At 59.0% G+C, this 19,889-nt stretch carries 21 protein-coding genes and 1 pseudogene; 6 read left to right on the forward strand and 16 right to left on the reverse strand.

Going from position 1 to position 19,889, the window contains the following annotated elements; all coding sequences use genetic code 11:
• Positions 1-24 precede the first annotated feature (24 nt).
• The 8 genes and pseudogenes from CKO42_RS08490 to CKO42_RS08525 form a co-directional block, all read right to left on the reverse strand.
• Positions 25-2,901, reverse strand: a complete 2,877-nt coding sequence (locus tag CKO42_RS08490; RefSeq protein ID WP_200242076.1) for an SNF2-related protein — start codon at positions 2,899-2,901, stop codon at positions 25-27.
• Positions 2,898-3,095 (reverse strand): hypothetical protein, encoded by a 198-nt coding sequence (locus tag CKO42_RS08495; RefSeq protein ID WP_200242192.1) that lies wholly within the window; start codon positions 3,093-3,095, stop codon positions 2,898-2,900. The genes CKO42_RS08490 and CKO42_RS08495 overlap by 4 nt, the downstream gene beginning before the upstream one ends.
• A gap of 219 nt (positions 3,096-3,314) precedes the next feature.
• A complete protein-coding gene (locus CKO42_RS08500; RefSeq protein WP_200242079.1) occupies positions 3,315-4,238 on the reverse strand; it encodes an HNH endonuclease in 924 nt (307 codons plus the stop codon).
• Complete coding sequence (locus CKO42_RS27925) at positions 4,235-4,363, reverse strand: hypothetical protein (protein ID WP_274608897.1); 129 nt, start codon at positions 4,361-4,363, stop codon at positions 4,235-4,237. The genes CKO42_RS08500 and CKO42_RS27925 overlap by 4 nt, the downstream gene beginning before the upstream one ends.
• A 251-nt stretch (positions 4,364-4,614) precedes the next feature.
• Positions 4,615-5,652 (reverse strand): SH3 domain-containing protein, encoded by a 1,038-nt coding sequence (locus CKO42_RS08505; protein WP_200242082.1) that lies wholly within the window; start codon positions 5,650-5,652, stop codon positions 4,615-4,617.
• A 140-nt stretch (positions 5,653-5,792) separates the two neighbouring features.
• Positions 5,793-6,275, reverse strand: coding sequence for a hypothetical protein (locus tag CKO42_RS08510; RefSeq protein ID WP_200242085.1), 483 nt, complete (start codon positions 6,273-6,275; stop codon positions 5,793-5,795).
• Positions 6,265-7,134: pseudogene (locus CKO42_RS27235) on the reverse strand (ParA family protein). Before CKO42_RS27235 ends, CKO42_RS08510 begins: the two are co-directional and overlap by 11 nt.
• Positions 7,135-7,560: 426 nt before the next feature.
• Complete coding sequence (locus CKO42_RS08525) at positions 7,561-8,601, reverse strand: DUF4236 domain-containing protein (RefSeq protein WP_200242093.1); 1,041 nt, start codon at positions 8,599-8,601, stop codon at positions 7,561-7,563.
• 61 nt (positions 8,602-8,662) lie between these two features.
• Here CKO42_RS08525 and CKO42_RS08530 point away from each other — a divergent pair, with 61 nt between their 5' ends.
• A complete protein-coding gene (locus CKO42_RS08530) occupies positions 8,663-9,079 on the forward strand; it encodes a PIN domain-containing protein (protein ID WP_200242096.1) in 417 nt (138 codons plus the stop codon).
• On the opposite strand, the gene CKO42_RS08535 is transcribed toward CKO42_RS08530, so the two are convergent.
• Together CKO42_RS08535 and CKO42_RS08540 are read right to left on the reverse strand one after the other, a co-directional pair.
• Positions 9,026-9,415 carry a hypothetical protein gene (locus CKO42_RS08535; RefSeq protein ID WP_200242099.1) on the reverse strand — a complete coding sequence of 130 codons (390 nt, stop codon included), beginning with the start codon at positions 9,413-9,415 and terminating at the stop codon, positions 9,026-9,028. The two genes, CKO42_RS08530 and CKO42_RS08535, sit on opposite strands and share 54 nt — an antisense overlap.
• Complete coding sequence (locus CKO42_RS08540; protein WP_200242102.1) at positions 9,408-9,725, reverse strand: integration host factor subunit beta; 318 nt, start codon at positions 9,723-9,725, stop codon at positions 9,408-9,410. Before CKO42_RS08540 ends, CKO42_RS08535 begins: the two co-directional genes overlap by 8 nt.
• Positions 9,726-9,853: 128 nt before the next feature.
• On the opposite strand from CKO42_RS08540, the gene CKO42_RS08545 reads away from it, so the two are divergent.
• Positions 9,854-10,084: a hypothetical protein gene (locus CKO42_RS08545; RefSeq protein ID WP_200242103.1), complete on the forward strand. Its 231-nt coding sequence runs from the start codon at positions 9,854-9,856 to the stop codon at positions 10,082-10,084.
• 81 nt (positions 10,085-10,165) lie between these two features.
• Positions 10,166-10,546, forward strand: coding sequence for a hypothetical protein (locus CKO42_RS08550; protein WP_200242105.1), 381 nt, complete (start codon positions 10,166-10,168; stop codon positions 10,544-10,546).
• Between the two features lie 21 nt (positions 10,547-10,567).
• Here CKO42_RS08550 and CKO42_RS08555 read toward each other — a convergent pair whose 3' ends face one another.
• A complete protein-coding gene (locus CKO42_RS08555) occupies positions 10,568-11,815 on the reverse strand; it encodes a tyrosine-type recombinase/integrase (RefSeq protein WP_200242111.1) in 1,248 nt (415 codons plus the stop codon).
• An 18-nt stretch (positions 11,816-11,833) separates the two neighbouring features.
• Complete coding sequence (locus tag CKO42_RS08560) at positions 11,834-13,000, reverse strand: ATP-binding protein (RefSeq protein WP_200242112.1); 1,167 nt, start codon at positions 12,998-13,000, stop codon at positions 11,834-11,836.
• 632 nt (positions 13,001-13,632) lie between these two features.
• Between CKO42_RS08560 and CKO42_RS08565 the strand changes: the two genes are divergently transcribed.
• Positions 13,633-14,619: a DNA-binding protein gene (locus CKO42_RS08565; protein WP_200242113.1), complete on the forward strand. Its 987-nt coding sequence runs from the start codon at positions 13,633-13,635 to the stop codon at positions 14,617-14,619.
• A gap of 4 nt (positions 14,620-14,623) precedes the next feature.
• Here the strand turns inward: CKO42_RS08565 and CKO42_RS08570 are convergent, their stop codons facing one another.
• On the reverse strand, positions 14,624-15,415 hold the full coding sequence (locus tag CKO42_RS08570) for a hypothetical protein (protein WP_200242115.1): 792 nt from the start codon (positions 15,413-15,415) through the stop codon (positions 14,624-14,626).
• Between the two features lie 334 nt (positions 15,416-15,749).
• The gene (locus CKO42_RS27930; protein ID WP_200242117.1) at positions 15,750-16,007 is read right to left on the reverse strand and encodes an AHH domain-containing protein; all 258 of its coding nucleotides are present in this window, start codon (positions 16,005-16,007) and stop codon (positions 15,750-15,752) included.
• A 259-nt stretch (positions 16,008-16,266) separates the two neighbouring features.
• Between CKO42_RS27930 and CKO42_RS08580 the strand changes: the two genes are divergently transcribed.
• On the forward strand, positions 16,267-16,449 hold the full coding sequence (locus tag CKO42_RS08580; RefSeq protein ID WP_200242119.1) for a hypothetical protein: 183 nt from the start codon (positions 16,267-16,269) through the stop codon (positions 16,447-16,449).
• Between the two features lie 52 nt (positions 16,450-16,501).
• Here the strand turns inward: CKO42_RS08580 and CKO42_RS08585 are convergent, their stop codons facing one another.
• Entirely contained in the window at positions 16,502-18,166 is a 1,665-nt protein-coding gene (locus CKO42_RS08585) for an IS1634 family transposase (RefSeq protein ID WP_200242122.1), read from the reverse strand.
• Positions 18,167-18,585: 419 nt separating this feature from the next.
• Positions 18,586-18,849 (reverse strand): hypothetical protein, encoded by a 264-nt coding sequence (locus CKO42_RS08590; protein ID WP_200242126.1) that lies wholly within the window; start codon positions 18,847-18,849, stop codon positions 18,586-18,588.
• A gap of 159 nt (positions 18,850-19,008) precedes the next feature.
• Between CKO42_RS08590 and CKO42_RS08595 the strand changes: the two genes are divergently transcribed.
• Positions 19,009-19,830, forward strand: a complete 822-nt coding sequence (locus CKO42_RS08595; protein ID WP_200242130.1) for a GTPase — start codon at positions 19,009-19,011, stop codon at positions 19,828-19,830.
• Positions 19,831-19,889: the final 59 nt, after the last annotated feature.

A 19,889-nucleotide genomic window follows, 5' to 3' on the forward strand; every position in this document is an offset into this window, starting at 1 on the left:
TCCTAAGTGAGGGTGTTCTTTCCGTTAGACGATTGTCCAGCGTATGGAAAAAAGGCGCTGTATCGCGGTGTGCTGTTGTAGGCGCTGCTCGAGTGCGTCGATCAAGGTATCGCGCTTCTCGATGATCTCGTCTTCAACGTCGAAGATAGCCTGGCGCTGCCTGCGCTGATCACGCTCAACTTCGCGAATGCGGACTTGCAGTTTGTGCTGCTCGTTCGTTGATGTTGCTTGGCGGGATTCGCGCTTGAGGGCGCGCAGCTTGGCCTTGGTGTCATGAAGAGCCTGCTCGGCCGCGAGGATCTTGTCCTCGGCCCATTTCTCCAGCTTCTCGCGCTCGTCTTGGAAGAACCGGTTGTTGGCCTCGACGATGCGGCTGATGGCGGCCTCACAGTGACGTTGGGCGTTCGCGTTCAGCTCGATCGGTGGCTCAATGCCCGTCGACGGGGTTGGGGCACGATCCGCTTGGCAGAGGAACAGTTTCTCGCAGGTTTCCTGGTCGAGGGATCTACCATCATCCGATAAAGCGGTGAAGATCAGGTGCTCCTCCAGCTGCAGGGTCTCGACGGCCAGTAGATCGAGGGTCAGCCAGCCGCGCTCGCCCTTGAGGGCCTCGACGATCGAGAGCCTGGTTGGGTGATGGGTGATGTCGAACCGGAGCTCGGCGAGCGGCGTCTCAGCGGTTTTTCCAGCGTCCAGCACGCGCTCACCGAGTGGGTGCGTCAACCGATAAATATGCTCTGATCCAACAACTGCGGTGTTCGAGACATCCCGCACGAGCCGATAACGTCCGCCCGGGATGGACGAAGCTGGTGGGTTGTGTAGTGTGAAGCGCGGTGCCTCGGTGTCGAAAGCGGCATGGTCGGCCAGCACGAAACGCGTCAGCGTCCAGAATAGTCGGCCGACGTGATCGAGCCGTTCGCGCGCGCGGTCAAGCTGGATGCGTAGCAGATCGTGAATGTCTTCGTCGAAGTGCTCGATCAGCAACTGCTGGGTCTCGTCCATACGCGTGGCGATGTCGGCCTCGAGATCCTGTTGCAGCTTGGTGAAGGCTTGTTGAATCTCGGCTTCGGTGCGGCAGGACTGGACGATGTCAAGAATTCGCTTCTCAAAGTCGATGCCGCTTTCAATGCGGCCAAGCACTTCGTCGGAGGCGCCGAAGATCCCATCGAATAGGCGGAACTTGTCCGTCAGCAACTCCAGCACGCGCTGATCGGCGTGATTGCGGGTGTTGACGAAGTTGACCACGACAACATCGTGCTTTTGGCCGTAGCGATGACAGCGGCCGATGCGCTGTTCGATGCGCTGAGGATTCCAGGGGAGGTCGTAGTTGACGACGAGGGAGCAGAATTGCAGGTTGACGCCTTCGGCCGCAGCCTCAGTGGCGATCATGATCTCGGCGGTGTCGCGAAAGTGGTCGATGAGCGCGGTGCGGCGGTCGACGGGCTTGGAGCCGGTGACCTTGTCGGCACCCTGGTTTGCGGCGAGCCAGTCTTGGTAGATGGCAGTGGACTCGGGATCAGTGTTTGAGCCGTTGAAGGTGACGAGCTTACCTGCAAAGCCGTTGGCGCTCAGGAACTGGCGCAGATAGGCCTGCGTGCGGCGCGACTCGGTAAAGATGAGTGCTTTGCGCGCGGCGCCGGTTTCGGCCATGGAGCTGAAGCCGGTCTCAAGGGCGGTGAGCAGCTGGGTGGTCTTGCCGTCGGTTTTGATCGCTTTGGCCCAGTCGATATATTGAGCAAGCTCGGCGATCTCGGTCTCGAGACGTTCGCGCTCGAGGGCCTCTGCGTTGTTGGAACCCGCGTCCTCGGCCTCTTCGGACTCCTCTTCCATGGCCTCGCGATAGTCGTCATCGAGATCATCTTCGTCGATCAGTGCGTCGATGATGTTTTCGTCGGCCTGCTGCCCCTCGCGCAAGGCGACCAAGCGCTTGTGCATGCGCTCAAGCGTTCCGGCAACCGCAGTTGAGCTGGAGGCGAGGAGCTTGCGCAGGATCAGCGTTGTCAGGTGACGCTGGCTGCTGGGGAGCGCGAAGGCATCATCACGCAGCATGTAGGCGGACACGGCTTCATAGAGGCGCTGCTCGTCTTCGCTCGGCGTGAACGGTTGTGTGATTGCACGGCGCGCTGTGTAGCGGACGTATTCCAGAACCTGCTTGCGCAGGGTGCGCTTAACGAAGCCGGTGAGCCGCGCCCGCAGCTCGGGGAGGTCGGCGCCGGCCTGCATGTACTGCTTGCGGAAGGCTTTGTCGTCACCGAAAAGGTGTTCGTCGATGAGGCTGGACAGCCCAAAGAGCTCCATCAAGCTGTTCTGCAGGGGGGTTGCGGTCAGCAGCAGCTTGCGCCGGCCATCGAAGGTCCGTCTTAGAGTCTTCCCCATGCGATTGCTGGGTTGATGGGCATTGCGCAGCTTGTGCGCTTCGTCCATGACGACCAGATCCCAGGCTACCGCGCGCAGGTCGTCTTCGACGCGATTGGCGTAGTGATAGGAGAGCATGACGACGGCGCGCTGCTCGAAGGGCCGATGGGTTCCCTCCTTGCGAAGCTTGCGAACGGCTTGGGCGTCTAGGACCAGGGTCGGTAGGTTGAACTTTTCGGACAGCTCGGCGGCCCATTGACGGCGCAGCGAGGCCGGGCAAATCACGATCAAGCGCCGTTTGCGCTCAGCCCAGTATTGACAGAGTACAAGCCCGGCTTCGATGGTCTTGCCGAGTCCCACCTCATCAGCGAGGACGACGCCTTTGGAGAGTGGCGAGCGCAACGCGAACAGCGCCGCTTCGATCTGGTGCGGATTGAGATCAACACTGGCATCGAACAGCGACGTGGAGAGGCGGTCCACGTCACCGCCGGCGGCTTGGCGGGTCAACTCGTGGGCGTAGTATTTGGCGTGGTAGGCCGTCGTCATGGCGTGCTGCAGGCGACGGGCGGTCCCGGCCTTACCGACTGCGATCTAAGGACCGATGAACAAGGATTCAGCAGTTCGGTGCGTGGACCGGTCAGGACGTGGCCGGTCCAGTTCATGATCTCGGCGGTGATCAGACCGGTGGATTTGCCCTCGACGAGGAACAGGCGGACGCTGCGGCCGATGGCGTCGGTCATCAGGCTGCGCTCCGTTGCAGATAGACGCGCTGCAACAAGCAGCCGAGCATGACATCACTTATGTCGGTCTTTGTCCTTGCGATCCTAACCATCAAGCCATGTTCCTGAATCAGTTCTCCTTGAGCCAAGGCGGCACTTGAAGTCTGCAGCCAGTATAACGCGTGCCCACCACTGTAGGTGTTAGCGCTGCACAGGGATAGCATTTCAGCGAGCGCTTGCTCAGACTCCCAAAAACTCCCCAAACCGCACTTCCAACGCCTCCCGGTCCGGCCGATCCTCCAGATGCCGAGGCAACCGGATACGCTGCCCGTTGTATCCCTTGATCGCCTGCTCCAGCGTCGGTCCATCGTGCTGCTCAAGCACCGCATCAGCGATATGGACCTTCCCGTCCGGATCGATCCCCAGCAGGTTGTGATCGTAGGCGGTGTGATGCAGCGCTGATAGACAGAGCCCGTTACTGACCTCGGGCCGGCCGCGCTCGTCGCGATCCGGGATGATGTGCGCCGCCTCCAGCAGCCCCAGCACCGGCAGCCCCGTAATCGCACAGCGCCGCTCATAGGCGCCGAGCACCAGCTCCCGAAACTCTGCCTGATGCAGCCGGACCTTGGCCTCCACCGTCGAGTACCGGCGATCGATCGGCATCGCCAATACTGGGTCATCTGCTGGCTTTGTCGGCCTCGCAAGCTCACGAGCATTGCCGACTGCCACAGTGCAGCGCAGTGCTTGCGCATCCCAGTCAGTGAGGTAGCAGGGAAACAGGATCTCGTAGACGCCTGGTACTAAGCCGTAGAAGTACAGGAAAGGCGTCTGGTCCTCGAACGCTTGGCGCAAGGCGGTGTTGTCGCGGTTGCCGGGGTCCGTGCCCTGGAAGGCATAGCTGAAGTCTCCGTCATCGCCCAGCGCGTCGTCGTAGCGGGCGGTGCGGCCTTGCTTGGGCTTGGTGGTCTTGATGCTGAGGATGCCACGCTGCATCTGCGCCGGGCGGTGGATACCGCGCGGTGTGCTGCCGAGAAAGACCTGCTCGCCCTCAAAGCGGAATCCCGGCTGAATCGCCGCCCAAGGCACGGCGCCCGTATGCACCTTCAGCAATTGTCCGCAGTGATGGAAGGCGGTTAAGCGGATCTGTTGGTCACGCTCGTTCATGGAATCACATCCGCCCACACAGCCACCGCCGCTTGTAACAGCGCCATGTCTTCTTCGCTGTGGATCTCGGCGTGGTCCATAAGCAGATAGAGATCCAGATCCAGCGAGCCGGTCCCGGCTCCCATGCGCTGCGGCGGGGTGATATCGCGCGGATCATGCTGTACATGCGCGATACCTATGGGTTTCGGTTGTCGCGGCAGGATACGCGGTTGTTTGCGGCTTGGGATCGGCTTGATCCGGTGGATGCTTAGGAGCGGCAGGGGCGGATTGGCGGATTGTGCGGCTGCAGGGGGTGAAGAATTCGTATGTGACGAGATAACGGGATTTGTAGTTTAACGATTTGTTGGGCGGCAACACGGCTGAACACCAATTATTTCTACTCGCCATTATCCACCGGCGATGGGACAAGAAAGTCGGAACTAACCCAGCCGGGAATTGGATTGGATTCTTCAACGTAAGCCAAACCTGCTGACCACCCATCTCGTTCACGAGTGATTAAAAAGCGGCTGCCCGGCGGTAGCAAGAGGATGTCATCGTTCTCCTGCGATGGCCCGGTACGCAGGTAAACCTTGGTAGTAGTCAGAGCTTCAACTAATTCATACCCCTCAGACAAGTCGACGTGCAGCGCCGACACAGACTGCTGTTGCTCGGCCAATTGAACAACGGCTGCCTCAACTCGGTTTAGCTGATCCGGGTCGATGCTGCTTGTGCTGTTGAGTGCAATCCAGAGAATTACAATTTTGTATATGCGATCAAATATAAGCGCATCGAGAATCTTCAGCCCCACAATGATCCTGGCACGATCAAATGTCGGCTCTCGCGCAGCTCCACTTTCCTCTACTGGAATGTCTGCTTCTTGAAACGTTTCCTCCAGCAAATCTAAGTGTTGCCGCAACGGATCGAGCTTTTGCATCAGGGCATCGACGTTTAGCCCCAGCAACGAATCAACATCGATGTTCCGCGCGAAATTTATCGCTTCTTTTATTGAATCCTGGATTGCACTGTAGGGCTCGAAATAATCCTGAATTGCGCTCGCCTGTGAAGTTATCAGCAAGCTCTCTTGTTCTAAATACCTTTGAACCGCCCGGTCGGTGATTCCAAAATGTTCAAGCTGCTCTGGCCATACCCCACGAGCTTGATCGATCAAACTTTGTTGATTCTCTATATCTCGACGGACCTGGTCGAGTGCTGATGCGCCAAATCCGTTTGCAGCATCGATTGCCGCTTGGACGGCTGACGAATTAGCGGCGTCCGTAAAAATTGATTTCGAAATCTGATCCTCATATCGCCGAATAGGATCTAAGTCAGCTAACAAGTTTCGAACTGCGCCGACGCCAAAAGCGTCGTTTACCAATCTATCTATGCGTCTTTGTTCTTCCAGAAATTTCCGGAAGTAATCATCGTCGTAACTCACACTTGCCTCCCAGAACGTAACTCAACTAGAGCGATTATCTCATGTAGCCTAAAATGATCAGGCGGCACTTGCTCGCATTGCCGCCCAACGTTAAGCACAGCTCGGCAGCATGCGCTCGGGCTGGTGCAGTCGTTAGAGAATTATTCGCTACTGCCTTCAATAAGCTGCCTTGAGAGCTGAGAAAATGCTGATTCCCCGCTTCCTGGTGACTCACTGAGGATACCTTCAAGTTGGTTCCGCTCGAAACCCAGCAGCGCAGTGAACAAGCGTTTAGCGCTTGATTCTCGCGTGGGCATTGATCCACTGATGCCGCTTTTCTCCGCAAAGCGCTTTACATCTTTCAGTTCAGGGAGAAATCGCTTGTTTTCGTACTTCGCAGCAAGCTCGATCAAAAGGTCCCTATTTGGTGATTCGGCGGCTAGCTCTTCCACCGTTTCCGAAATGCTTTTCTTTGCTGGCTTTGTAGTCTTGGCTGTATGCTTTTTCTCCCGTAGTGAGGTGACCTTTCTCTGAATCTCCTCCAGAGGTTTACTTTGAGCTTCCGCAAGCGCCCTAAGAACTTGATCTTCTGAATACCTCAGAAGTAGAAGCTGCATTTCAAGCTCTAGAAGTTCAGTCTTCATCGTCATCTGCTGCCTTTAGGCCAATGCAATCAAAAAACTCGCCGCAGAATCTCTCCAGTTCGGTAGTGACGCTCCATCGAACGTAACTGGTACTACTGAGTGGCGCCCCTTCTCGTGCTGACTTTGGGTAGGATGCGGAATAACGAACGTGAGTTTCAAAAATGTGCCAGCCTCTACGCCGCGCTTCCTCTTCCACCTCCTCTATCGACTGCTGCCCTTCAGGTCCTTCGGAGTAGGCAGATGAATGGTTGAACACTATGCCGCAAATATCTAGGCTGTGGTCGTCATTTTCGAGATTGAACTCATCGACGGAACGCGCCAGAAGCGGCAAACCGATTGTTGCCATGAATTCGGGCTTAACCGGGACCAAGACGTAGCGGCTAGAAAAATATGCGGCTTCTGTAAGAATCGATTCTGTTGGCGCACAATCGATAATAATTAAGTCGTATTCATCAGAAATTTGTGCCAATGCCTTCGCAAGGCGCCTTTCTTATCCTGTTGGATTTTTTAGCGAATGCGATAGTTCAAGGCGGCTGGGAATCAAATCCAACGACGTATTATGCCAATAGCCGACCTTTTCAATTATTACGCTGTGAATATCAACCTGTTGAGGGGCTGCGTTACCATCCGATGCTGGAAAGTACCGATCAAAAACTTGGACAACCGTTGGCTTCTTGTAGCGAAGGTGCTGGACATACTTTTCTGGGCTAAGGAGAGTTTGACTAAGGTTCGCCTGGGGATCGAGGTCTACGACAAGCGTCCGAAACCCTTTCTTGTCGGCGGCGTGGGCAACCTGGGCAGAAAGCGTTGTCTTGCCGACCCCGCCCTTCATGTTGATGAAACTGACCGCTATGGCCATAAATTGTCTCCGTTTCCCTTCTCTAGCAGTTAAGTAGACAGAATGTCGGTCGAGTGTGCTAGGCAGATTCTGCGCTAAGGGAGAATAGGTGGAATCCGCCTAGCGCTCTCAACGCGTCGACAAAAAAACACACGCCCACACGAAAACCCCGTTACAAACTGCAAACGCAGAACGGTTCTCGTCATTGGTGGTAAGTAGAAATCCGATCGGCGCCCACCGATCAGAGATATCGATACGTCCACGGTTGTCGGTGATCCTCCACCAGTTTCCAGCCCCCTGAGCGCACGCACACCCGTGGCCGAGTTTAGCGCGTATCACTGACAGTGTTAGCAATCTGCTGCCAAACAGGCTATCGGCTCAGCTGAACCGTGAACTCGTTCACAAGTTTTGGACTTGCTCGACGCGTTTATCCGGCCTCAGCCAAACTCACCGCACCCCCAACCGCTCCGCCACATCCTCAAACCCCGGATCTTCGGCATAGATCGCCGACAACTCCCGTCGGCTATCCCCGCGCCGTCCCACATCCGCATAGGCCAGCGCCCGCTCATAACGGATCTGGCGCAGCAGCGCCTCGGGCCGATCCTTCTTGCGCCGATAGGCTTGGGTCAGCGTGCTCACCGCCACCTCATCCAACCCCAGCGCCCGCAACGCCCGCGCCTTGTAGAGCAGCAGCGCGGCATGCACCGGGGTCTCGTTCTCCAGTCCCGCACTCAGCTGCACCACCTGATCAGCGTTCGCGCGTGGGATCGGCTCGACATCGAGCAGCAGCTCGGCCAGCGCCGCCTTGACCACCACATCCTCCGAGGTCTCGACGAGGATCAGGCGCAGATGCTCGGCGGCCAGCGCGTGCTCATCGCGCAGCTGATGCAGCTCGGCCAGGGCCAACCGGGTACCGCGCTCGCGCGGGCCGATGTGGGCGGTGACCTCCGGGGTGACCGAAAAGCTGGTGGTCGCATTGACCTCATACTTGGCGTAGAGCTGACCCAAGGTCGCCTGGCGCTGCAGGGCGCTATTCAGCAGTACATGCGCCGCCTCGAGCTCGTGGCGCTTGAGCCGCAGCAGACCGGCGGTCCAAGCGGCATCGGCCTGCTCAGACGCCGACTCCAGCTGCGCCAGGGCCTCGGTCTCGTCACCACTGTGCAGGGCGCGCAGCCCAGCGACGAAGGCTTGCTCATCGGCGGGGGTGACCAGACGCTGGAAGAAGCCGAGCGAGAGCCGGTCCTTGACCGCCACCGGCAAGGGGGCGGGAGGCACGGGGGCGTGTGATGCCGTGCGATGGGTTTGACCGGGGTTCTGGACGCTGTAGAACAGGCCGGTACCGGGCAGCCCGACGGTAGCGCGGGTGCCGCGTGAGCCGATGGTGTACTTGGCGCCGCGGGGTCCCAACGAGAGGGAAGCACCGGATTTGCTCAGGTTCAGGCTCACGCCAGGGAAGAGCTGAACCCGGCGCCAGAAACGAAAGCTCATGATGGCCTCCTTGTCGATCATCTGAGCCGCCGGTTGGGACAGCCACTCGGAACAAGATGCAATGACAACACATTACCTGATCGACTATGAAAGCATCCAGCCTAAGCAACTGGAGGGCTGGCTCGCGAACGAGACGAGCATCACGCTGTTCGTTGGTCCCCAACAGCATCGGCTACCGATCGATCTGGTGATGCGGATGCAGGCGCTCGGCGAGCGCGGTCGCTATGTCAAGATCGAGCGCGCTGGCAAGAATGCGCTCGACTTCCATCTGGCGTTCTACCTCGGCGAACTTGCGGCGGCTGATCCACAGGCCCGCTACCGCATCCTCTCCAAGGACAGCGGCTTCGACAGCCTGATCGCACATCTGCAAGCGCGCGGTCTCGATGTCGAGCGCCTGCGGGAGGACCCTGCAGCACGGGATGGCTCACCGGCAGTCGCCGACCTGCCAGCAACGCCAGCCGATGGAGATGAAGGGTGAGAGCACCGGCAAGATGATCAGCGCTTGCCAGGCGTTCAACGACTCGGCCTGATCGGGACCAAAGCCCCAGATCGCCCAGGGCACGCCACCGAGCATCGCCACATAGGGCAGCAACATCAGCCGCCAGTAGCGCGTTCGCGGAGAGCGCCAGGGTCGAAAGAAGACTACCGCGGCATAGCCCAGCCCCGCCAAGGCCAGTCCCAAGAGTCCAACCAGCCCCTGCCCGCGCCATAGAAACAACAGCGCCAGGGCAACGATCCACAGGAAACCGCCGGCCCAGCCGAAGAGCCAGCCGAGCTGCTCACCACGCCGGATCGACATGCGCGGCTCAGTCATTCGCTGCTCCGTTATCGGCATTGTCGGCCATCCCCGTATCGACCCGCTCGCGTAGCTCCTTGCCCGGCTTGAAATGCACCCGATGGCGTACCGGCAAGGTCACGGACTCCCCGGTCTTCGGATTGCGGCCCACTCGAGGTGGATAGTGGCGCAGATCGAAGCTGCCAAAGCCACGGATCTCGATGCGCTCACCGGCAGCGAGGGTCTCGCGCAGCAGGTTGATCAGCGCCTTGACCGCCAAGTCGATGTCTTCGGACGCGAGGTGCCTCTGGTGAAGGGCGAGGACGGTGATGAGCTCGGAGCGGATCATGGACAAGGCGCGGCAAGACAGACAGGATAGGGCGTCATCATAGCGTAATCATGGCCCCATCGATCCGACAGCCAGGCTCGGAACGGGGCACAGATGCGCTGGGACCAGGCCGATCAGGAGGTAGCGAGATGACCACTCAGCACCTGCGCCATCGAAACGGGCCAGATGATCCAGCCGGCCTCGAGCAACTCATTCACCAGGCCTTTGCCGAGGCGGCCTTTGCGCCGAGTGACGACGCCCGCGCCCAGGCCTTCGTCGCCTCGCTCTCAACGCGGCTGCTGATGAGTGGGGATCTCCATCTGGGCAATGCGATCGGCACCCTGATCGGTCTGCGTCGCCTGGATGCGGATGAGCTTTAGCTGAGATCCGCGCCATCGCCGCCAACAGGGGCCAACGACCTCGTAACACCAACCGCTAAAGACGAACGCCCATCAACCACCATGGCACTGCGCAAGAAGCCACCAAAAAAATTCTCCGCCACCTTCCTCGACTTTGCAAAACCCGCGTTTGATCGTATGGGCATCGAGCCAAATAGCCGGGAGGGGGAAACGTTGCTGAAGACCTGCTGGATGGTCTGGAATGCCGTCGTGTTTGCCGATATTGGTGGCCAGCCCCACTACCTGGAGCAACTCCGCGATCCGTCCAACCTCAATCCTGCAACCCGGGTCATCGTCGATTGGCTGGTCGAGCGCAAGCGGACCCGCTTCAAGACCACGAACTGGTTGGTCGGCGACTGCCGTCTCAGGCAGGTCCGGGGCGAATGGCGACTGCGGATTGAGGCCCGAGCGGAGCCGACGCCGGCCGAGCCCCGTCTGCGCTGAGCCCGTTGCCGCAATTCCCGTTCAGGGTGAGGTCTCCAACCCCCGCCAACCCGCGACCCGCGCATACAAGGCATCGCGATCGGCATGCGCATAGGTGCCCAGATCCTTCAGCGAGCGATGCCTTGAGAGCGCCTGCGCCTCCTTCAGCCCCAGGCCATCATCGAGCCGATGGGTGATACCGGTATGGCGCAGCCAATGCGGCGAAGCGGCGCGCAGATGGGCAGCACCATCGGGATCATCGGCCTCGAGTTGATCCGCGGTGGCGGTGAACACCTGCTTGATCAGCCGCCACAGGGTCGAGCGATTCACCGGCGCCCAGCCGTCGCGCTTGGGATAGAGGCTCAACACCATCGGCGTCGGCTCACCGGGCTCTGGTAGTGGATTCAGGCCGAGATGGCTGCGGTACCGACTCAACGCCTCGATCAGCGCTGGCGGGATCGGTACCTCATCCGGGGCATCGGCCTCGGTGCGATGCTTGCCGCGCACCTGCCACCACCATTGCACCCCGGAGGGCCGGCGCAGCGGCACCAGATCGCCCATGCGCGCGTTGCAGAACTCCGAGGCCCGGGCGAGCAGCGCATAGAGCGCCATCACCACCCAGCGCGTGCGCTCATACCGCGCGCGCTGGGTGGCCGTGGTCTGCGGCATCGCCTGCACCTGAGCCAAGACGGCCTGCCACAATCGCTCATCCAGATAGCGCGCCTGCACCGCCGCCAGGCGCGGCGCGCGTAAGCGCACGGCCGCGGCCTCGAATGGGTTGTAGCGCAGATAGCCCTGTTTGAGCAGCCAGGCATAGCAGCGCTCGACCGTGGTCAACGCCTCATGGCGCGAGCGCGCACTGAGCTTGCGGGTCCAAGGCCGCCAGCGCGGATCAGCGCGCGGATGGCGCTCGCCGTACCACTGCGGCCAACGTTCGGGGTACTGCAGCAGATCATCGAACAGACTGATGTCCTCGCCGGTGGCCTCCGACAGCGCCTTGCCGCGCTCAAGACCAAGCCAGAGCAAGAAGCGCTCGAGCTCATGGCGGTAGGCCTCGAGCGTCAGCGGGTTGTCCTTCTGCCGCGCAAGCCAGCGGCTAACCGCTTCCAGATCGGTTTGGCAGTCGGCCAGATGGCCACGCTCAGGGGCGATCAGCCAACCCGAGCCACCGGCCGGGACCGGGGGCAGGGCGCCGGGATGCGGAGATGTGTCCGCTGCGTCGCTCAGGCACCAGGGCAGCCAGTCGATCGGGGGCGGTTCAGAGACGGGAAGCAGGGGGTCAGGCTTCATCAGCAACAGCGTCCTGATTCAGGCGCACGCCTGGAGGGTCGAACAGAGTTCGCGCAGACCAATGACCGTGATCCCCCCCGGTTTGCGGTAACGCTCCTCGCCACTGTAGACGATCCAGGCCTGATCTGGCCTGAGATCCTCCAGTGCCTGATGGAAGCCGCGGTCCGGAGTTGGTGCGAGACCGCGCTTGATCTCGACCGCCCAGGTCTCGCCGTTCGGCAGCTCCAGCAGCAGATCGATCTCGGCACCGACGGCGGTGCGATAGAAGCTCGCCTGTGTGCCATCCGGGGCGCAGCCGATCAGGTTCTCGATCACAAACCCTTCCCAACTGGCACCGACTACCGGATGGCCGAGCAGCGCTTCGCGGGTAGGCAAGCGCAGCAGCGCATGGACCAAACCGGCGTCACGGAGATAGAGCTTAGGCGAGCGCACCAGGCGTTTGCCGACATTGACGTGGTAGGGCGCCAAACGCCGCACCAGCAACAGATCCACCAACAGATCGAGATACCGATTCACCGTGCGACCGTCCAGCGCGAGCCCGCGGGCCAGCTGCGCGGTATTGAGCAAGCCGCCTTGATGATGGGCCAGCATGGTCCACAACCGGCGCAAGGTTTCGGCCGGCGTGCGGGCGTCGAACTGCGGGATGTCCCGCTCCAGATAGGTGCGAATGAACTGCTCGCGCCAGATCATGCTCGCCCGATCGCTGCGGGCGAGGAAGCTCTCCGGGAGACCGCCACGGACCCAGAGCGTCTCGCTGGACTCCGCGGCGACCTCCAACACGTCAAAGGGAGCCAGCTCAACATAAGCGATCCGCCCGGCCAGCGTCTCGCTGGACTGGGCGAGCAGATCGATCGAGGCCGAGCCGAGCAGCAGAAACTGTCCGGCCGTACGCCCCTGGCGTCGCCCCTGATCGATCAATCCACGCAGCGATTGGAAGAGCGCCGGCACCCGCTGAATCTCATCGAGGATGACGAGCTTACCGGCATGGCTGGAGAGGTAATCGATCGGGTCGGAGAGTTTGTCGCGATCGGGCGGCGATTCGAGATCCAGATACAGACTCGGGCGCTGATCCCCAACCGCCTGTGCCAGGGTGGTCTTGCCCACCTGCCGAGGGCCGAGCAGGGCCACCGCTGGAAACTGCTCGAGGCGTTCGTACAGGATAGCAGTCAGGCGACGGTCTAACATCCTTGTAAAATTAGCATCATGATGTGATTTTTACAATGATGACTGGCCTCAAGGAGCGCCTGCCTGCAGCACGCGCCGGGAACGCGCTGAAGATGCGCAGACGCCAGGCCGTCAGGGCGCGCCCTCGTCACGGGTGGGGTGCCATCACTGGACCAATGGGCAGACCCCGCTCGAGGCCAACCTCCTCAGTCCACGAGAAATTGTGGCTGACAGGAACCCCAGAAGCCGACATCACCCGACCTGCAGAACGCTCCCAAGCGGGCACAGCAGGCGTGGTGTAGGGGTTGAGGTGCTGGGGGCCATCGATGGCACATCCCATGAGCAGACAGGTCGCCAGGAAGGTGCTGGTCCTCAGCATCGGGGCCGCCACGACGTTGTCACCATCTTTAGCATGTTCCACGGATGTCTCAAGGGCTTCGTGACGATCGATTAAGTCTCTGACAAAACACCGTTTATCGCAATTTCCCCGGCGTTTTCTGGAGCCTGTTCCACGGCCCAGCGGGGTCTGCTCACGGTCAAAACGGCGGTTTTGCAAAAGATTGCAACAGAGGGGGGGTTCTGTTGCAATCTTTTGTGATTTCGTTCTGCTTTATACTGTACAACCGTCACGTTACCCCATGGAAACAGACTGAATGCCCCGTCCCAGCTCGATTTCAGCGGAGGATGTCCGCGCCGCCATCTACGAGTGTCTGAGTCAGTGCGAAGCGCCCTCGGTCGATCGCTTGCGTAGCCACCTGGGGCGAGGCTCCAACACCACCATCCTGCGGCTGCGCGATGCGGTGATCGAGGAGATCCGCGATCAGTTGAAGGGCTCGTCGCTCCCCACCGGGATGCCGGAGGCCTTGCAGGCGCCGATGGCGAGCTTGTGGCAGACGGCCCAGGAAGTCGCCTTTGCCCGCCTGGGCGAGGAGCGGACCGAGGCCCAGCGCCAGATCAGCGACGCGCAGAGGGCGCAAGCCGCCGCCGAGCAACAGGCCCGTCAGGCCGCACAGGCACGCGATCAGATCACCGCCGTCGCGGAGGAGCGCCGCGTCTTGAACGAGACCCTGCGCGGGGAGCGGGATCAGGCACGCGAGGAGATCCGCGAGGCCCAACGCGCTCAGGAGACCCTACGCCAGACCCTGCAGTCCGCCCATGGCGCCGAGCGCAACGGCCTGCGCCAACAGCTCGAGGAGAGCCGGGGGCAAGCGGAGGACCTGCGCGTGGAGTTAGCCCGTGAGCGGGACTACCAGGCCGGCCAAGAGCAGCAGTGTCTGCGGGTGATCGAGGAGGTGCGCAGCGAGCGCGATGCGCTGAAGCAGCGGCTCGAGGCCCAGGCACGAGAATATGAACAGCGGCTGCAGGCACTGAACAAGGCGTTGGCCGAGCAGCAGCGTCAGACCATGCGCACGGAGGCCGAGCTCGAGGTGGCGCAGGCTGAGCAGGCGCGCTTGCGCGGGGAGGTCGCGAAGGGCGCGCGGAGCTTGGCTGAGGTGCGGGTCAGGGAGCAGGTGGCGGTGGCGCAGCGGGATCAGGCGCTGCAGCAGGTGCAGACGGCTGTGGATGCAGAGAAGGCACTCCGGCGGGAGCTTGATGCGCTGCGGGTTCAGGTTGAGTCTGAGCCTGTTAAGGAGGCTTAATCTATTACTTGTTCCAAATCGCCTCAAAAAAATGCATTTGACCATAAAAACCGTCCTCATGAGGATTGATTTCTCGCCAAATATTTCTCAATTCCGAACAGTCATCAGCAATCCACAATCTCGGCTTGTTTAACTTACTTGTACGAATGGAATCGAATATCTTTCCTTTCTTTGGATTATGGGTGTGATCCCAGCTTCCAGATTTACCACCGACTCTCAGGGCACAAAATGCCTCGATATTGAGAGCATATACCTCTATCACTTCTTTCCAGAAAGTCAGATTTTCGATTAGCCCATACACGAAACTAAATTCTTTCCCATTTAATTCTGTGTTGATAAACACAAAATGCCATTCATCGTCCGGAACAACCGAAGAGGTAGCACTTGGATGAGAATTTTGGTATTCCTTCCTGATTCTAACTAATGTACTGTAATCAAATAAAGTCAGCGGAATCATCTGCAATATTTTAATGTCTGAAAATTGGTAAGTAAACCAATTTTCACTTTGGCTGTCAAAAGAAAAGTCTTCCTTGTTGAAATTTTCGTATATGTATTTGATTGCCTTTAAAATGTTTAAATCATAGTCGGTGAGCACAGGGAAAATATCCGGGGACATAAATTCCTGAGCATTTTTAGGCAGCGAACCATTGAACAGTGCGACAATAGGTTTACTGTCGAAGGCCGCCCCTCCATACCAAAACAAAGGCGGTGTACTCCCATTGATGTCACGAACCAACTCTTGCCACTCCATATCATCTTCTCGATGAACAGGTCGAAGGCTTTGTATAATATTCATAGAAGTGTACTCTGTTCTGAAGCCCAACGCCGAAAATCACTGGATGCCAAAATTTCTTCCTGAAGAAAACTCAACTCTCGTCTCAATCCCCTTAAGTCGGGTCAAAGTCCGGAACACATCTATGGATAACTTTTTCGGCCCCAGCTTTGCGGAACCGACGCCGATCACGGAGGAGCCCGGAAGCGAAGGTTAGAGCGTCCATCTAGGAGCGTCAAGTCGAGGCCTGGCGAGCCTGTCCACGAGTCCGCCTTGGCGTGGAGTCTTAGCGTTGGCACTGGCCCCAGGCCTTGGCGACGTTCTCACCGTACAGAGGCGTGCCGCGTTGGAGTCCCCGTCAGAAGTAGGTTTGGATCTGCTCGATGCGTTGACAGGTTTTCGCCTTCGACAGCACGCGGGGGATGCCATCGAGGGCCTGTTGCACCGCACGGTTGTAGCCGGCATGGTAACCATGATGCGGCTGGATGCGGCCCTGGGCCTTCGCCTTGGCTCCAGGCATGCACAGCCCATTGGCCGCCGCGTTGATATCGACGCCGCACTTCTGATGGCACGATGCGAGGCGAGCGCGACCGGGATGATGTGATGGGCCTGCCAAGCAACGGCGCAGGCCTTGTTCGCGGAGGTCATGTTCTTGCGCAACTGCAGGCTGTAGTGCTGACGCCGCATCGACTTGGCGGACTGTGCGACAGCAGGGGTCTGCACCAGCACGGACTTCACCCGCCGGCGGCCTTGACCGGCGTCCACAGGCTCGCCTGGGCCGGTTCCATGCTGCTGAGGCCGAGGATCAGCGCGATTGTCAGGATCAGCCATGGCTTCTGTGGCATCTATCCCGTCCGTACAGTGCTGAGCGCCTGGTGCTGGTGGTGCTGATCCTGGCACTGCTGGCCATGATCCTCTCGATGATCGCCACTATGGGTCAGGAGCCACGCAATGAGCGGCTGCGCGAGGCCGCCGAGCAGGTCTGCGCGGGCGCCTTCTGGCCGCGCTTTCGTCAGCTGGTCTGGGCCGATCCGCAGGCAAGGCTGATTTTCCCTTGACGGAACCGCCGAAATCCCCCGCCACGACTGGGCTGGCGGGCAATTTCGGATTTCACGCGGGTGGCAACATGGTGACTTGCAGGAGGTCCAGTATCTGTTCTTGCTCCGGTGTTGGGGTGCTGTTCTGATCGAACTCAGCGCCGTTGACCGCGACTCTGTTGCGCGTGATCTGCGCCAAGCAATCGATCACCCCGCGGAAGGTCCAGCGTCGATCTTCGCCCTTGCCATCGTTGGCAAACAAGGGGGCGAGCCGTTGTTCCATCTGCCATTGCAGGTAATAGGCCAGCAGACAGAGAAAGACGTGGCTGCGAATCCGGTCATCGGTCTTGTGATAAACCGGACGGATCTCCAGTTGCACGGTCTTAAGATTACGAAAGGCGCGCTCAACAAAGGCCAGACTTTTATAGGCACGCACCACATCCAAGGTCTTCATCTGCTCCTGGTCAACATCGCTGGTGATGACATAGCAGCCATCGAAGCGCTTCTCGTGCTCTAGCTTCTCGGCATCAATCGACCAGAGGAGACGATGCTGGCCAGAGGTTTGCCGTTGCGGATCGGCCTCGATCGCCCATTGGATGAATTTGCCCATCTTGTACTTGGCCAACACCTTGCCGACACGCGCACCGAGCTTCTCAACGGTCGTCGCGCGCTTGTAGGCCGCGATCTCAGCCAGGGCCTTGGTGGTGAGATCAAGCAGCCGTTGGCGCGTCTGCGACTCACGCACGGTCGTCTGTGGGTTGCGACAGAGGCAATAGCGGCGGGTTGGGTCGTCAGGGTCGCTGACTTCATGGATGTTGCGCTCGTCGAACAGGTCGAGGCTGATCACCTTGTTCTTCAGCAAGGTCATCATCTCGCCATGGGTCAGGGCGCCGATGGTCTGCAAGTCCGCCTCGTCTTTCAGGGCGTCAATGGTGCTTCGGGTGACCATCCCGCGATCACCGACAAAGATGAGCTGCTCAACGCCATAGTCTTGCTTGATCTCATGCACCTTATCGACCACGGTGGTCTCGTCCTTGGTGTTGCCCGCATAGACCTCCACACCGACCGGACAACCTTCGGCATTGCAGATCAGCCCGACGACCACTTGCTCACGGCTTTTCTTGCCGTCGCGGTTATAGCCGAAGGCGACCAACTCGCTGTCTTTGTAATCGCCTTCAAAATAGACACTGGTGATGTCATAGAGGATCACCTGGCCATTGCGCAAATGACGCCCGGCCAGGGCTTTCTGGATCGCCTTTTGACGCTGTAACAGCCTATCCATGGGCGCATAGCAGTGCGCCTCAACCTCGGGGGTTCCATCGATTCCGCACAGCTCCCACAGACAGGTATTGGGACGATGGTTGCATAAGGCGAGCTTGCTGCCGGCATAGACCAAGCGACCGACGATCATCGCCAGTGCGCTGCTGACCCAGGGTTCGGCCCGCGAGTAGAGGATGCGAGGCAAGCCCAGTTGCTTGGCAACGGCCAGGATCGCATGGCTGGCACCGTATTCGCGGCTGTTGAGAATCTGGAAAGCCTGCGGGTCATCGACGGGAACCACGCGCTCGCGGAACGCCAACTGCAGGAGTTTGAGTTGCTCCAGTGAGCAGCCGGTGATGCGCCCGTGCTGGGTGTGGCACATCTTGCCGTTGTCGCGAAAGGAGGTGCGCAAGAGGCCCACCGGGCTCTTGCGGGTGGTTTGGATTTCCAGGTGCAACTTACCATGCGCGGTCTGCATGGCTCAGTCTAGGCTCATTAACCCTGAAATGGCAAGCACTGATGTTTCAAATGCATGGCTACAATTTGGAAAAATCCCTCGGCGAGAAAGTCAGCAACCACGCGGCCTGGCGGCGAAAAATGGGCTAATTTGTCGGGGTAAAGTCGGTCTTGTTCGGGCGCTTGCGGGTGGGGACGGCACGGGTGGCGCAGGAGGCTTGAGCAGGCTCAGGCGTCGGAGTCAGTCCGTCGCCAAGCTACGGTTCTTCTTATACACCTGCGGGTTGGGCTTCTGCAGCAGGATCGCCTACCCCTTGTCGGTCGTCTTGAGCTGACTCTCCCACCCTCGCGCGAGATCCCGTCCAGCTCTTCTCCATATACCGACTCCTATCGTAAACGGCTCACGCTGCTCATCCGACCTCCTAAGAACTCGATCTGTATTCATTCTCTCCGATCGCGTTTCTCGGCCCAAGTGGCATCGAATACGAACTGACCGGCATGCCGGCATGCAGATTCGTTCTCCTCATCAAAGTGTTTAAAAAATTTGCTCGACAGCGCGTTGGCTGTGTGAGGGAAACGGATATCTCGCCAGGGATGGCGGCCAAGGATGGACTCAAGACTCGTGTGATCGCCAACGTCAGTCACGAAAAGCCAGTGCGAAACTGCTCCACCTGCACTGTTGGTATAACCAAACACCTCAGACACCATTGCAGAACTCGGTGGTGTTCTAGATCTGGATGTCTTCCAAAATCATTGAACAGTGATCAGGTTACTGGGATAGCGTCATCTGCCCGATACCAACATATCTGTAGCACTACCGATTTTTGATCAGCTCGTAACATTACAAATAGGAATTGGACTCACATGCAAACACTGACACCTGCAACCGTTGCCCGTCTGCACACCTTTGCACCACAGTGCCGCATGGAGCTGGAGCGTCTTGGTGAATTGGATAAAACCTCACTGCCCACGGTTGCGGTGTTAGGTCATTACAATCATGGTAAGAGTTCACTGCTCAATGCCCTTATCGGAAAGGAGTGTTTCGCGGTCTCGGATCACCGTGAGACGCGGCAGACCTCTGTACAGATCCATCATGGCCTGCAATGGATGGATACACTCGGGCTCAATGCCGATGTGGCGGGCGATGATGATCGATGCGCCATGCAAGCAGCGCACCATCAGTGCGATGTTCGCCTGTTCGTGCATGCACTCGACATGGGCGAATTGGATGCCCGCGAAGTCTCTTTGCTGCGCACCCTGCTTGATGAGCAGTCTGCAACAGGCCGCCAGACGCTTCTCGTCGTCACCCGTATCACTAACCGTAGTTCAACCGAGCGTGAACAGATGTTGAAAGTGATTGCTCAGCAGGTTCCAGATGCAGCATGTATCGCCGTCTCTGCCAGCAGTCATCAACGTGGCCTTGAGCATAAACGGCCCGCACTGGTTCGGCTTGGTAACCTCAATGAACTGCATCTTTTTATTCGTAAGGCGGTGTTCAATGTCGACCAAGTTCGACAGGATGAACGCCGACTGATCATGAACACACTGGCGCAGGAAGTCAATCTTAAAATGCAACAGGCGCGTGCCCGATACCAGCGGGCAAAAAACCAAAAACAGGCTGCACAACAAACATTAAGAGATCGCTTTGCAACCTTGCAACATCGGATTGAAAGCGAGATTCGGTGATAAAAAGGAAGGGCGCGCTTTTTACTGATGCTGACCGCTAGGAGATTTTCGAATGCCAA

The sequence above is a fragment of the Lamprobacter modestohalophilus genome, assembly GCF_016583905.1.
GTDB classification, from domain to species: Bacteria; Pseudomonadota; Gammaproteobacteria; order Chromatiales; family Chromatiaceae; genus Lamprobacter; species Lamprobacter modestohalophilus.